Origin of the sequence: Fulvivirga aurantia (genome assembly GCF_009711475.1) — a bacterium.
GTDB lineage: Bacteria > Bacteroidota > Bacteroidia > Cytophagales > Cyclobacteriaceae > Fulvivirga > Fulvivirga aurantia.
The window spans coordinates 1-15,744 of sequence record NZ_SMMD01000908.1 but is presented as its reverse complement, the minus strand read 5'-3'; the positions used below and the strand labels follow the sequence as shown (position 1 = coordinate 15,744).

Sequence of the window (15,744 nt, the reverse complement as noted above, 5' to 3'; positions counted from 1 at the left end):
AATTTGATAAGCTCATTGCTGAAGCTGTGGCCAGAGAGGTAGATAAAAGCTAAAAAGTCACTATCCCTTAGATTCTTTTACATAATTTTGCGCGTGTTTTTTCGAAAAATCATACTTGGTTCAATTTGTTTACTTCTCGGGTCACTGGCCGGTCAGGCGCAGATAATTGAAGTAGATGAAGGAGGGGAAATAGAAGAACGCTCCGGTTCTTCGATACTTGATGATACAACCAAACAGGTTTATGGTCCTACGACCACAAGGTTTACTTACGAGGCTAACATAAAATACAATAACCCACACTACTGGTCCATCGATACTTCAATTATCGATTTGCATAAATACCAGTTTATCTCAAGAGAAGAATATTTATACAATAACCTTGGCAACATAGGTACTCCGGCCAATAGTATCTTTCCTCTGCAACCCGAAGTGATAGGACAAAGCGCTGGTTTTACCATTTTTGATCTTTATTGGTTGGGTCCTGATAAAATTAAATACTATGACACCAAATCTCCTCACTCTAGTTTTAATATCATCTGGGGTGGAGATGGCAGAGCGATTACAGATGTAAACTATGCAAGAAATATAGATGAACGTTCGGGTTTTGGTTTCGATTATCGAGGCCTTTTTATAGACAAACAAATACAGCGGTCGGGTAGAGGTGATAGAAATGTAAGAGGTACCTACTATACACTTTATGGTCACTATGGCACCAGAGATGGCAAATATAAGGTGCTAGGTAACTTTATCAGAAATAACCACTTGGTAGACGAATATGGAGGCATTCTTACAAACCCTGGTGATCCTATAGCGGTCTATTTTGACGAAAACAGGCAGTTATCGCTTACTCAGGCAGAGAATAACGAATTACGCACAAACTTTCATTTATACCATCAATACAAGCTTAATAATCAAATACAGCTTTATCATCAGTTTGATAGGTATAAGCAGCAAAATGATTTTAATCACAACCTAGAGGAGAATCCGGATTACTTTGATTTTGTTGAGGTTGACTCAGCTGAAGTAAGAGATCGCTCAAAAATAACTTACAGACAACACGAACTGGGGTTGAAAGGTGATATTGGTAAAACTTTTTACAACTTTTATTACAAATACAGAGATATAGACTATCGCTACAAATACCTCAACCCAGATACGATCCCTGGGGTTGATAGTGATGTCGGTGAAAGCTATGGAGGTGTAAACCTTAGATTTGGCAATGATTCTACAAGTTATATCGAGGCCTTTGGCGAATATTTACAAGGCGGAAATTTTAAAATAGGAGGTTCTATTCAAAACAGTTGGTTCCACGCGAGGGCCATTACCTCACAGTTTGAGCCAGCCTATATTTACAAAGCTTACCGGGGCAGTCACGATGTATGGGTAAATGATTTTGATCCATCACTATTTACAAAAGTTGAGGTTGGCTTAAATGTCGACTTAGGCATTTTGACACTCAAGCCTTCAGTATCTAACACGCTTTTGGGCAGCTACCTTTACTTTCGCGAGCAGGAGCCTTCAGGTGAAGTGCAACAGACTGTATTACCATCCCAGGCCTCATCAGATATCAATATATTAAGTCCATCGTTAGGTCTCGAGCTTGATATTTCTAAAAAATTAAAGCTCAAGTCAACGGTGATTGCCACCAATGTTTCCGGTGGGTCTGCAGACGCAGTCAATATTCCTGATATTTATGCCAGAGGGCAGATTGCTTTTAATGACATTAGTTTTGATGGCAACCTCGAATGGCGCCTTGGATTTGATGCCTATTGGAGGTCGACCTATTTTGCTAATGGATATGATCCTGCGATTATGCAATTTTATGTGCACGATTTTGAAGTTAAGGCATTTCCAATTATTGATTTTTTTGCTGATGCAAAGGTCAACAGAGCCAGAATATTCCTAAAACTCAATAACGTTTATGAGATATTCTCACCTACAGGATATTTTGCCACTCCGGAGTATCCCGGTCAAACCACGATTTTTGACTTTGGGCTAGAATGGGCCTTTTATGATTAAAGCTTTATGGAAAAACACGTACTTGGACTAGAGCTACCTACCGACCCGCGCTGGGTTAATATTGCTGAGAAAAAAATCGAAGACATCCTGGTAGATCATGCCTACTGTGAGCAAAAAGCCGCCAGCTCTTGCATATCTCTGATTGTAAAGTACCCAGACAAAGAGAAGGTGGTTGAAATGCTCACCCCGGTAGTGGCCGAAGAGTGGGGGCATTTTGAGCGGGTTTTGGATCAATTAAACAAGCGAGGCTATAAATTAGGAAAGCAGAGAAAGGACGAGTACGTAGCTGCGCTGGCTAAAATCGAGCAGAAAGGAGGGAGCCGTGAGCAGCAACTTGTTGAAAAACTTTTATTAAATGCTTTGATAGAAGCGCGAAGCTGTGAACGCTTTCGTCTGTTGTGGAAGCATATCGAAGACGCAGAATTGCAGAAATTTTACTACGAACTGATGGTCTCAGAGGCGAGCCACTATAAAAACTTTTTGAGTTTGGCTAAAGAGTACATGCCTGAAGAGCATGTAACCAAGCGTTGGAAAGAGATACTTAGAGCAGAAGCCGAAATTCTTGAAAACATCGAAGTACGCGGTGATCGTATGCACTAGCCTTTTCTGATCAGGTTTTTTGTTTCTTCTTCTTGGCCGCAGGAAACAGGATATTATTCAATATCAATCGATAACCTGGCGAATTTGGGTGCAGATTTAAATCTGTAGGCTCTTCATTTACCATATGCTGGTAGTCTTCCGGGTCATGGCCACCATAAAAAGTCCAAAAGCCTTTACCAAAGATTCCGTGAATGTACTTCACTTCTTTGATTGCCTTATTCTCGCCCATTATTACCACATCTGATTTAACAAAGCCTTTCTTATACCCGGTAGTTTGTCCATAAAAGCCCTTGATTACCCGGGTGTGATTCTGAGTTAGCATGGTTGGGATAGGATCCCATTTGGCCGAAAATTCAAACAGATTGAAATAATCATTTTCTTCCCTAAGACCTCTTTCTGCTATTTGATTGTCGATGTTTGAGAATTCGTACTCATAGGGATCTTTGGATATTTTGAAGTCTTCGAAGGCAAACGTATTGTCATAGTTTAATTTCTGCTGTGCCATTGGGTCTGATGGGTCGCCATCAAACATGCGCTCGACCATATCAATTCCCTCTCCGGCCAGGGCTATATCGTAGGTGTCTGTGGCAGAACACATGGCAAACAGAAAGCCACCCCCAGATACAAAATTTCTTATTTTTTTAGCTACAGCGAGTTTTAAGTGTGAGACTTTACTGAAGCCATGCTTTCGTGCAGACTCTTCAAACTCTCGCTGCTGCTCAATATACCAGGGCATGTTTTTAAACGACCTGTAAAATTTACCGTATTGGCCCGTAAAATCTTCGTGATGCAGGTGCAACCAATCATATTCCGGTAGTTTTTCCTCCAAAACCTCATCATCAAAAATAACATCGTAGGGTATTTCGGCATAAGTAAGAACAAGTGTTACTGCATCGTCCCAGGGTTGCTTACTTTTAGGAGAGTAAACGGCTATTTTAGGAAATTTCTCCAACTTCATCACATCGGTATTGGCCGATGGGCTCGCCAGCTTTTGTACTACACTATTAGATTGAGCATCTGAAATGACTTCGTAGCTTACACCCCTTATAATAAGTTCGTTTTCAAACTTTTGATAGTATTTAAACATAAAACTACCCCCACGATAGTTGAGCAGCCAGTTTACTTCAATGTCGTTTTGCAAAACCCAGTATGCGATGCCATATCCTTTAAGATGATTAGATTGCTTTTCATCCATTGGTATGAGTAAGTAGCTTGCTCTTACCGATAAACAAGCAAGGATGAGCACTAAAGACAGTATTACTTTTTTCATTTTGGCTTTCGGATGAGTGAAGATTAATTTCAGCAGCTTAAACAACCGATAATAATTCTAAAGCAGTCGTTCAATCAATTTACTCTTTGTACAACGTTAGATTTATTTAATTTAGTTTCAAAATAATAGGCTTTGGTCTATCTCTTTCTACGCTTTTAAAAGCTTAATGTTAGAAAGAACGGCTGTTACCATTTCAAACGAGTTAATACATGGATCTGTTAGAGAATGTAAGAGAAGGATTACGATCAGTAAATGCAAATTTGCTTAGAACAGTACTTACGGCACTTATCGTAGCCATTGGCATTACCTCACTGGTAGGAATATTGACTGCCATTGACGGTATTCAGTACTCAGTAACAGATAGCCTCTCTGAGTTGGGTGTAAATACATTTGACATTTACTCTAAAAGAAATAGGAGGGGCAGACAAGGAGGTGTTGTGGAGAAATCTTATCCGCCACTCAAATTGAAGGAAGCTCAGCGATTTGTAGACAATTATCGATATCCTGGTAGTATAAGTTTATCAACAGATGTAACAGGGACAGCCGAAGTGAAATACAAGTCAGAAAAAACTAACCCCAATGTCTGGATTAAAGGGGCAAATGAAGAATATGTGGCCCTCGAAGGCTTGAATATCGAAAAAGGAAGAAATTTTTCAGTAATAGAAAACCAATACGGTACCAATGTGGCAATTGTAGGGATAGATGTAGTAGAGGCGCTAATGAAGGACAATGAAGACCCTATAAACAAAGAAATTTCTCTGCTTGGCAGTAAGTATAAAGTTATAGGTGTATTAGAGGAGAAAGGTCAAATCGGAGGCGGTGGTGGTCCTGATAATTCTGTAATCATACCTATCCTCAACGCAAGCCGCTTGTCATCAAATAGAAGTCTCAGGTACGGCCTTACCATCGGAATAGACAACCCGACAGACCTCGATCTTGCCATGGGTGAAGCTACCGGACTAATGAGACAAATCAGACAAGATAGGCTGGGAGAGCCAAATTCTTTCGAAATTGCTAAAAGTGAATCTTTAGCTGAAAGGTTAGAAAGTATTACAAGCGTAATGCGCTTAGGAGGCTTCGGTATCGGCTTTATCACACTACTAGGAGCATCTATTGCTTTAATGAATATAATGCTGGTGTCTGTAACAGAAAGGACCAGAGAGGTTGGTGTAAGAAAAGCACTTGGGGCTACACCACTCCGGATCAGGCAGCAGTTTATCATTGAAGCAATTGTCGTATGTCTTTTGGGCGGTATCGCGGGGGTTATATTAGGAATTGCCATCGGTAACCTCATCTCAAGCATCATAGGTATAGAAGGACTTGTAGTTCCCTGGTTATGGGTATTTGTAGGAGTTGTCGTATGTATCGTAGTTGGTCTACTATCCGGTTACTATCCGGCAAGAAAAGCTTCTAAGCTTGACCCTATAGAATCTCTGAGATTTGAATAATTTTCACACCTTCTTCAGCTTTTTGTTGATTTAATTGCCACAGAAAGTAAATTTTCCTAAATAGAAGAGTGATGAGAATTTTATGGTTGGCGATTGCAATTACTATTTTTGGGACCGGTAAAGAAGGCACGGCTGCTGAGCTAGTGCTGTCGGGTGCTTACCAAGGTAAAGACATATATGTACAAAACCCGTATGATCCTGCTACCAAACTATTTTGCACCCAGGAAGTATATGTAAACGACCGACAGATATACAACCAACCGAGAGTCTCCGCTTATCGCATCGATTTATCTTATTTGAGTATCAATGACCTCGTTGTAATTAGAATAACGCACTCAGAGGGGTGTAAACCTCGTGTGGTAAACCCACAAGTGCTCAAAACCACCTCAAGTTTTAAATTTCTTACTGCTGAGACAGACAACAACTCAATCAACTGGATGACGCAGGGTGAAAGGGGTGGAGGTGTTTATATCATCGAGCAGGAAACGGAAGAAAAAGATTGGCATATAATTGATAATGTCCCTGCAAAAGAAGCCTTACAGACTAATTCCTATACGGTAAATGCGCCACATACAAAGGGAGTGAATAATTATCGGGTTAAATATCAACCTGATAAGGGTGAAGCCATTTACAGCATGGAAATGGCTTTTAGTCAATCAGAACTCATTACATTTTACCCCTCAGTAGCTACTACCACTCTCACCTTATCAGACTCGGCCCGTTACGTTATCACAGACTATTTTGGTAAAGAAGTAAAGCAAGGCGAAGGCATTGAAATTACGATAGATGAATTGAAGCCTGGAGAATATTACCTAAACATTCAAAACCGGAAAGAGAAGTTTGTAAAGAAGTAAGCAACTATCTCTTGATGATCATCAATCTTTTCTTCTCGACAGCTCCATTCTCATTTTTCATTTGTACATGGTAAAGACCGTTGGCAAGATCTTTAGTATTTATTTGTACCTGCCGTGTTGCCTTTTGTACCTCTTGCTCAAAGATTAACTTGCCAAACGCATCATAAATTTTCACAAAATTATCATCTAGCGTATTGTTGAAAATTATCGTTACCTTCTCGTTAGCCGGGTTAGGGAATATGGTAAATCCTGTCATCTGGCTTTTATCTAAACCTGTAACGACTTCCTGTGGTACATTCAAAGGGTTTTCTAATATAGCAGCCTGATACACCTCCCTGGTGTCTTCATTTTGCAGAAAGACCACAATAGCAGCATCTCTATCATCAACAAAGGTTGGGGAAGCCCAGGACAAATTCAGGTTGATTTGCTCGTTGGCTTCGAGCATCTCGGTATATCTTGTGCCAGCAGCATCTGGGAGCATTTTTCTCACCACATATAAGAAATTAGTTTCTCCGTTGGCGGTCGATATATTGTCAATAGTCTTTTCTACAACAGCCACGTGCACAACCGTATTGCTTTCAAGAGATGTTTTTATATCAATCGTGGTGGCTATGTTGAGTGCTGAATTCCCTGCATCGACAGTTGATATCTCTATATCTACCGGGGCAGGTCTTAAAGTGGCTTTATCATAAATTTCTTCCAGCCAATCATCTATTGACCCATCTTCAAAAGTACCATCCAATCTTACCGTAGGTGCTTCGTTTATTCCATAATAAGCCGCACGAGAGTTTGGATCACTAATATTCATAGCATTGATAGGATCTTCACCAGGAAAGCTCACATGATACTGCAAAGGCACTTTTTCGCTAAGAGAAGTAACAAAGCCTTTAAAGAAATTATTATGAGTTACAGCGCTTTCCGTGCCAGTGTTCGTGAAGTTTTCGATGAGTACATTTCTGGAGCGTTCTCCGATAAAGATATTATCAAACGCAAAACCTTCCTCATCTTCTTTAGCCTCAGCACCTGTGAGATTACCAAATGCTATTCTGAACCTTACCAAGGGCTCACCTGCCAGAAAATCTAAATTATAAGCGGCAGTTGCCCATGCATTTGTCGATGGATCTGTAATACTCCCCGTCCAGCCTAAGTTTGCTCCAGATGCTTGGTTTCCAGGTCTGCCCTGTATACCAGAGGCATTGTACCAGTTTAACCCACCATCTAACACACCCACAGTTTCCCAGTTGTTATCATCTTCTGTAAGATTAGTAAGGTTGTATTGCAGTACTGCACCGGCCAAACCTTCATTAGTCGCATACCATGTATCCATCTGAAAAACGGGCTTTGACATTGCCGTGAAATCAAAGCAGGGGCTATGCACCCAGGATTGTTCTCCTTGATTATATCTATTGTCAGAATTGTTAGTTTTCCATGCTCGACCTGTACCGCTTGAGGAGGCGTCCTGATTCAAAAGTTGACCGGAAGGCGTAGTTCGCTCCCAGGAACTTTGACTACCACCAGAGATCCAACCACCATTATCGTTGTCAAAATTTGCTGTGTAGCTCTTATTGGTACTTTCGTCAAGAGAGTAATTAGGGACAACATAAATATCTTTAGTAAAGCTTGCGGGGCACCCTGTAGTTGCATTGGCACCAGCTTCGGTAATAACGTCTAACGAGATGGTATATGTACCAGGGGAGGTGTATTGATGTTGCACATTTCTACCCGTTGCGATCTGTCCGTCACCAAAATCCCAGCGCCAATTTTGAATTTGGCTTTCATCTAAACCGGAGTTATTTAGTTCACCCTGAAATTGCACCTGACTATCGCCACACACATTCGTCCATGTAAAATCGGGCTCTGGAAATTCTAATACAGTAACGGTTTCAGTATCATATGTTCTTTCACATCCTTCACCCGAAATGGCAGTTAATCTAACTGTAAACTCACCGGTGCCTTCAAAAATATGAATTGGTTCTCTAAAGGTGCCAGTTGTTTTGCCACCATGAGTACCCGCAGGTATATTATCATCAACCGGACTTATTGGTAAGACTCTTCCATCGCCAAAATCCCAACCTATTGATATGATATCCACTCCTGCAGCGGCTGGAAGAGATGCCACTTGTGAGACTATTTCAATGGGCTCGTTTTCACAAATTCTATCATTTACGACATCAAAATTTAAGTCATAATCAGGATAAATATATAAATCCTGCTCTATGATATTTGAGCAGTTGGTAGTTGCATCTTCATACTCAAATTCTACTGTATAGGTTCTGTCAGGTTGAATAGTGACAACACTCGGGTCAAAGATTGCACGCCCATTACCAATGTTGGTTACTGCATTGTCTATAGCAGCTGTCTTGCCTCTGAATATTCCATCCACTTCACTTCCCAGTAATTCTATAAGTCCATCTGATCTACAAATATTTCCATCGCTGTTCAATATGTCTATTGAGAGTTGAGGTGTTGGGTTAACTCTAACATTTACTACTTCAATATCGCTACAGGTGAGGCTGCCATATTGAAAATCGACATAATAAGTAATTTCATATATGCCAGGGCCCAGTACTGCGGGGTCTATGCTTGGGTTCGGAGAAAATGGTTGAGCGACCCCATCGATAAACCAGGATACAGAGTCAGCACCTACTGGAACTGTAAATTGAAAGTTTTCGACACCTTCATTTTCACAAAGATCTACCTCCAGATTAGATATGATTGCCTCTGGAGATGACCTAATAATATAGCTGACAGCGTAAGCTGGACTCTCACAACCATTGAGCGTTTGGGTCACATAAAATAAATCGTTTGTGGTGCCGGTATTTTTGGGGTCAAAAGTTTCACCATTACCAATTACATTGGTCAGAGAAGCATCACTATACCAGGTAAATAAAGCTCCTGTTTCTCCCGCTACACTTAAAGGTGGGTTTATGCCAGTGGAAGCGCATTGATCGATATTATTAGCAAAAGGTGCATCTGGTGTTTCGTAAATAACAATGTTTCTTGTTAATGTAGATACACACCCGGCACCATCGGTAAATGTATAGGTGATAGGCACATTTAGAGGACCAAAACCGCTAATAGAAGCATCTGAAAAGAAATCTGGTCTAAAAATAAAATTTCCTGAGGAAGGTTCCGAAACACCATCACCGGTAAATTCCCCACCAGCTGGAGTCCCTACAAGGTCTACTTGTGTCTCAGTATTACAAAAGACATTATTCAGTATTTCAACCCCTGCTCTTTCCAATTTAAAATCAGGATCAGGTAGTTGTCGAATTTCGGTATCGTCAGCAAACCAGTTTATGATCCTTGTATCAGTAGTTACGAAAGGAGGAAAAAATGGAATGGTAATGGTTATCGTTACGGTTTCTCTCACTCTTACTGTCAAGTAAATAGTATTGTTTACGCCTCTTAGCGACTTGGCAGTTTCAGGGTTGAAAGTATGAGATGCAGATGGTCCGGTATTACTACTTACAATTCCATCTCCTATAATGTCATAATACTCTCTATTTATTTGTGTGACTGTATTTCCCGATCCAAAACTATTGTTGGGAGGTGGTACGGGAGGGTAGTTAATTGTTTGATTACCGTATGTTTGCTCGTCACAATAGACATTAAGAAGACCTTGAATAACTTGATTAGGATCATATACGGTGAATTCAGAACTAGCAGTAGCTGAACAACCACCTTTGATGACATTATAATTGACTGTTACATTTTGTTGGTTGTTTACAAATGTATTTGGATTAAAAAAATAATCATCTAGATTGTCTTTATAGACCCCAGGGCCGGAATATTCAAAAGAATCTGGAGATTCATTCGAAGTTCCCTCTGTCAGTGGAAAAGGAGGGGCATCCCATGGAAATGTATTTTGCGAAGGGTTGAATACAGGAGTGAGATCAATTGTAGATATCATAATTGGATCACTATCACTTGTGCAACCATTTGGTAATCTAACCCTTACACTCACTGTACTACCATCAGCAATAGAATCAATTGAAAATGTGTTAGATAATCCTTGATCGTAGAACTCATTAGTTGATCCGTCAAATATTATAAACGTATAATTACTGGCACCTGTTGGTTCTACAGAAAAATTAAATACATCAGTGTAACAAGCTTCATTCCCTGGTTTATCAGAAACTAAAAATGGTTTGTCCGGGCTTTCGTTTACGTTAATTGTTATCTCTCCATACTCAGTGCAAGAACCTCCTGTGGCAGTTACAGATACCACACTACCATCGTTGAAAGAAAATGAAGGAGTGAAGATACCACTACCACTACTTTGGGCTACGTTGCCATTAACTCTAAAAGTGTAATTAGAAGCTCCTGTGGCATTCGCAGTGAATGTGATGGCATCATCAGAGCATATAGTGTTGTCTGCATCATCACTTGAGAAAGACAGCGTGCTGGCCGTACTACTCAGACTACCGTGCGAGTTTGCATCTGCTACACCATTCCCATTCTGTACAGCTGTACCACCGGTTCTTAAGATATCACCGGAGGAGGGCGTGGTGGTTGCACGAACCCTAAGATCTGAGATTACAAACTGATCAGTACCTGAAGTACCTGTTATGTCGTAGAAAACAATTATGTCTTTGCTATTATTTGCCACAGTGACATTGGATATGTCGCTACCAGAAGAGGTTATGTTTGCCGAGCCGGGTTGTAATTCAAAACCTGAAGGAGCAGATAGTATGAAAGTTTGTGTAGTTCCAGTGCCAAAGTCGTTATCAGCAGCTTCTGACACAGTAATATCACCTAAATCAAAATATGGACCGCTAGTACATAAGTTGAGTGTCGGCCCTGAAACACCTAAGCCAAGTGTTGTGAATGTCCATTGAGAGGAATTGGTGCCTGAAAAATTGTTACCTGCAAGGTCTTCAAAAAAGTCATTTCCAACCCTGACATTGTATTCTGTGGATGACTGAAAGGTGTAGCCTGAAACATCGATGTTTACTGTGTTATTTATGATGCTAATTTCAGGGTCTGTTTTATTAAAAGTCTGGACAGTCGAACTACCGATTCTCAACCGGATTCTAGTATCGTTGTTACTAGATGGGGTAGGGTCTAATTGAACATTTTCATTAAATACTAATTGTAAATTGCCTAATGAAACAGAAACATCAACTGCATTATCATTGGGTGATAGATTTAAAATCTGAGGGTCATCATTGTCATAAGTAATTTCATTATCTGTGCTAGAGCTTGCTTCGGAGGGTTCATTGAGACCACCTGTTGCGTTGGCAGCGCCCGCATTTATCGTAACCACCACAGTACCCTGGTTACCTGCAGTCATATTAGTGCTAGTGACTGCTACTTCATAGGTGGTGCCGTCTGAAGGTGCAACCTCAGTAACTGTAGCACTAAAGGTACCGCCTAAACTCCCTGCAAAACTTAAATCTGAGTCATCAGCGAATCCTGAGACGGGCTCACTGAAGATAACAGTGTATAGAAGGGGATTGTCGTTTGAAGGATCATCTTGAGATGCTTCCTGATTAATCGTAACTGAAGGAGAAATTCCGACAAGGGTAACAGTGTTGTCAGTGCTTGTACTTGCTACATTCGGATCATTTGGAGCAGCTACAGCATTTGCTGCATTTGCGTTAACACTTGCTGTAATAGTACCTACACCGGTGGCTCCATTCACTGATAATGTATAGGTAGTGCCATCCATAGGGCCTGTTTCAGTCACAGTTCCAGATAACGATCCAGGAGCTGTTCCTCCATAAGTAATCCCGCTGTCATCGATAAAACCTGAAACGGCTTCACTAAAAATTATGGTAAACTCTAATGGCTGTGTTGAGGCCGGATCTGCCTGTGTAGAAGCCTGATCTATGGTTACAGTAGGTTGTGCCAATAAACTGACACTACTCCATAGAATGAGCAATATGAAGATGAAATTCTTTTTAAACATGCCAACTACTTTTTGTAACTCTAGTTTATTAAACTACCATTTTGATCAGTCTTAATGAGCACCATAGAGCTTACACCCTGTAATTGTGAGGTGCCGAATATCACATACCCACCATCGCTATGCTGCTTTATTACTCCATCAAGCTCATTCCCACTTCCTCCCAGGTTTTTGCTCCAGACTTCATTCCCATTAAAATCAGTTTTTATGAGGTAAAAGTCATTGCCACCGTTGCCAATGGTTGTATTGCTGGTGATTCTGCCCAGTATAATATTACCACCGTCTTGTGTGGCATCTACAGATAGACCTTTGTCACCAGCTGTTATATCATAAGTTGTTTCAGCATTGGCAATAATATCACCTGAGCTGTTAAGCCTCAAAAGCAAAATATTGCCATTTGAGTCATCATCATCCGTTTGGGTTCCTACCACAGAAAAACCCGTAAAATTTTTCACAATATCTTCTCCTCGGTAGTTTTCAGGCAAGGTTCTTCCGTACAGATTATTATTGACAAATTCTGATCCTGACTCAATGACCGGCACGGTGATGTAACTATCAAAATCATCTTCCGCTGGTACGATGGCTGATCCCACCCAGATCATCCTCGAATCGTTTGTTTCGAGCAATGACTTTCCATTTTCATAATTACGATTAATGAGTGAGTATTTTTTTAAGGAAGTGGTCGATAGGTCATCAGTATTTAGAGACCATAATACTGCACTTTCGCTGTCATCTTCATTTTCACCGGCCCCAAGTAAGATCAATTCTCCAGATGCATTTAAATATGCCGATGATGTACTATGATCTAACTCATTTGCTTCATTGCCAAAAGAAACCGAATCGATAATATTTCCTTCTAAATCGGTTTTTATGACATACATGAGCGTTAAGGTTTCGGTAGGTGTGAGACTTTTGATACGATCGCCTGCTACAATGTAACCGTCTGCTAATGGTACAATAGAAGCCGCTTCTGTTTGCTCAAATGTTGTTGACCACACTGTATTTCCCATAGGGTCTAGTTTATACATAATCGCGGTCACGCTATCTTCTATTACAGAATTACCGACACATACATATTCAAGGTTATCTTCCAGTAGAAAGTCTTTACCCTCATAATTACCCATGCCACTAAAAAACTTGATGAAGGTAAGCCTTTCTGTAGGTTCAACTGCATCTATTCCTGAGCAACCCATAATTGCAACTATCAGTATGATTAAATAGGGCCTCATTTAACTTTTAGTTTTTTAGGTATGTATTTGTCGAATAAATAGCCAATAAGATGAATAGATACCGTATTGGTCTTAAATTCACTATCTGCATATCGCCAGTTCCACGTCAACAGCGGGTCGACTTCCAGTGCTTCTTTCTGATCAGAAAAATTAGTAAGCCCGTAGTTAAACCGTCCTTCTAAGACATAATAGCCTTGTCCTATAGGAAATTTAACTCCTGCACTTGCCGTGGCATTTAGGCTAAACTGAGTTCTCATCTCTGAGATGTCTCGCGTGTCTACTTCAACACTTTGCTCGTTTACAATATTTCTTTCTACCTCAAGCTCTGATGCTAACAAATAGGCAGGTGTTACCCCAACAGATACATAGGGCAAATAATATTTATCAGCGATTTGATACTGAAGATTTATGGGTAATTCAATTAAGGATTGCTGTTCTGTGGCCACTATGTCAGATATTCCAGGAATGAATTCTTCGTTGTCATACCTGAATGTGGTGATTGAATAAAAAGCCTCAGGGTTTAAACTTAAGCCATTCCCCAGAGGTACTTCAAAAACTACCCCACCTCTAAAGCCTAGGCGTGGTTCATACTCACCTCTGGAATCAGCGCTGTTTAAACTATTTGTGCCATTTGCAGAAATGGCATTTACATACGTATAATTCGCACCGAGTTTTATTCCATATCTAAAAACCGGCCAGGTTCTGAATGTTTGGTATAAGTTGATCAGTTCGCTTGGGTCGGCTTCGTTGTTTATTCTAAATCGAGGATTTTCCCTCAATAGTGCCAACATCGTTTCATCGGCTTTTGTGGGTTCATCGAGATAGATGTAAGAAAGAATTAATAGTCTGTAAGCCTCTGTTTTTTCTTCTTTGGTAAACCCATTCCTGATACAACTTTCTAATAATGATGGCAGCTCGTGTACACGCCCTTCATCATATACAGTACGTGCTTGCCTTAGCGTTTGCGTACATACGGTTTGCGCCCAGGAGGATAAGCTGATGAAACTGATAAAAAGAACTGGTAAAATTTTTTTCATTTATCCTGACAGGTTTTTTCATAAGGTACATCATCACCGACAAAGGCTTGCCACTCATCTTCGGTCATATTTCTATCGATTTTACTACAAATTTTATCTGTCATGACTTCAATATTAGTCGGCCAGGCTCTCACCACGGTTTCTTTAGTACCGGCTAGTATTTGTTGTCCGTTAGGGGTAAAAGCGATAGAAAATACCCAGTCAGGGTGATCTTTTAGCGTAATAGGTTGTGCATTGAGTCTTTTTCGATTCCAAAGCCTCACAGTTTTGTCTCTGGAGGCAGTTGCTATAAAGCGCCCGTCTCGGCTAAACTCGATGGCTTCGATCGGTGAGCTATGCCCTACAAGCCTTGTAACTCCTTGGTTACCAAATAACTTAAATACCTTTATCAGGCCTGTCTCGTCACCAATGGCAACCTGGTTATCCTGGCTGGTAGCAATGTTGAGTACCTTAGCACCATTATTATATATCTCTGACTGAGCAAAGTTTCTTTGTGTATCGAAAAGGTAAATTTTTCCGTTATTGCCAGCGGCTATTATATAGTTGCCATCATTACTGAGCGCTATATCATTGAGCCTTATATTGCTTGTAGCAACTTCATTTACTTCGTTGAAATTGGAGTATTTTATGCTTTTACCACCTTTATCAAGCGTATAAAAGCCCTGGTCATCTGGTGTAATAATTAGATTCCAAACGCTACCTTCAAAACCATCTAATTGTTTTGGTTCATTTTTGCCACTTGTCTGTAAAATTTCCACATAAGATGCACCTGATCCTCGGTTAAACTCACCACCTGCAATCAGCCGGGAGTTGTCAGAGGTTACAGCCAATGATCTTACAACATGATTTTGCCTACGACTAGAGGCCAGTGTATCGGCCACACGCCGTTCTCCCTGTAACGACCATTTTAGTATTTTACCTTCAGTATCGGCTGAGAAAACCAAATTTCCGTTAGGAGAGGAGGTAAGAGTCCGAATACCTTTTTCATGTCCTTCGAGACTTTTTACCAGAGGATCATCCAATTCTTTTATCGCATAATACAGACCATCGTATATGTCGTTATCATAAGGGTCACCTTCATACTTGGAGTTAAACAAATAAGCGTGTTGTGCCAAAAGCCCTTTTAATTCTTTCTGTTCCGTTCTCAATTGGGTCGACTTCAGACCCATAGCTTTGCCTAGAGCCAGATATCTCAACCGATCAGCAGCCGCTTTAGCTACGATTGCTTCACGCTCTCTTACTTTGGCTAATTGTTCGTTTTTTTCTGCTTCAATACGCTTTTCCTCTGCCAGGGCAGCATTTCTTTCTGCTGAAGCTTCACCAGCCTCGGCTCTTATACGTTGTTGTTCAGCATCTTGCTTAGCAAGTAAAGCAGC

The 15,744-nt window shown here is 40.6% G+C and carries 9 protein-coding genes; 4 read left to right on the top strand and 5 right to left on the bottom strand.

Translation table 11 applies throughout. The features are described from left to right. Positions 1-93 precede the first annotated feature (93 nt). The gene (locus E1176_RS16215; RefSeq protein WP_185152848.1) at positions 94-2,019 is read left to right on the top strand and encodes a putative porin; all 1,926 of its coding nucleotides are present in this window, start codon (positions 94-96) and stop codon (positions 2,017-2,019) included. Positions 2,020-2,025: 6 nt separating this feature from the next. Further along, the gene (locus E1176_RS16210; protein ID WP_155211944.1) at positions 2,026-2,619 is read left to right on the top strand and encodes a MiaE family protein; all 594 of its coding nucleotides are present in this window, start codon (positions 2,026-2,028) and stop codon (positions 2,617-2,619) included. Between the two features lie 10 nt (positions 2,620-2,629). Here E1176_RS16210 and E1176_RS16205 read toward each other — a convergent pair whose 3' ends face one another. Next, positions 2,630-3,889: an asparagine synthetase B gene (locus E1176_RS16205; RefSeq protein WP_155211942.1), complete on the bottom strand. Its 1,260-nt coding sequence runs from the start codon at positions 3,887-3,889 to the stop codon at positions 2,630-2,632. A 209-nt stretch (positions 3,890-4,098) separates the two neighbouring features. On the opposite strand from E1176_RS16205, the gene E1176_RS16200 reads away from it, so the two are divergent. Further along, on the top strand, positions 4,099-5,337 hold the full coding sequence (locus E1176_RS16200; RefSeq protein WP_155211940.1) for an ABC transporter permease: 1,239 nt from the start codon (positions 4,099-4,101) through the stop codon (positions 5,335-5,337). A 71-nt stretch (positions 5,338-5,408) separates the two neighbouring features. Beyond that, positions 5,409-6,191 (top strand): T9SS C-terminal target domain-containing protein, encoded by a 783-nt coding sequence (locus E1176_RS16195; protein WP_155211938.1) that lies wholly within the window; start codon positions 5,409-5,411, stop codon positions 6,189-6,191. 4 nt (positions 6,192-6,195) lie between these two features. On the opposite strand, the gene E1176_RS16190 is transcribed toward E1176_RS16195, so the two are convergent. From E1176_RS16190 to E1176_RS16175, 4 genes are all read right to left on the bottom strand, one after another. Further along, a complete protein-coding gene (locus E1176_RS16190; RefSeq protein WP_155211936.1) occupies positions 6,196-12,105 on the bottom strand; it encodes a PKD domain-containing protein in 5,910 nt (1,969 codons plus the stop codon). Positions 12,106-12,125: 20 nt separating this feature from the next. Next, a complete protein-coding gene (locus E1176_RS16185) occupies positions 12,126-13,331 on the bottom strand; it encodes a hypothetical protein (protein ID WP_155211934.1) in 1,206 nt (401 codons plus the stop codon). Further along, a complete protein-coding gene (locus tag E1176_RS16180) occupies positions 13,328-14,368 on the bottom strand; it encodes a porin family protein (protein ID WP_155211931.1) in 1,041 nt (346 codons plus the stop codon). Before E1176_RS16180 ends, E1176_RS16185 begins: the two co-directional genes overlap by 4 nt. Next, a partial coding sequence (locus tag E1176_RS16175) for a WD40 repeat domain-containing protein (protein WP_185152847.1) occupies positions 14,365-15,744 on the bottom strand: 1,380 nt, incomplete at its 5' end. The genes E1176_RS16175 and E1176_RS16180, both read right to left, overlap by 4 nt.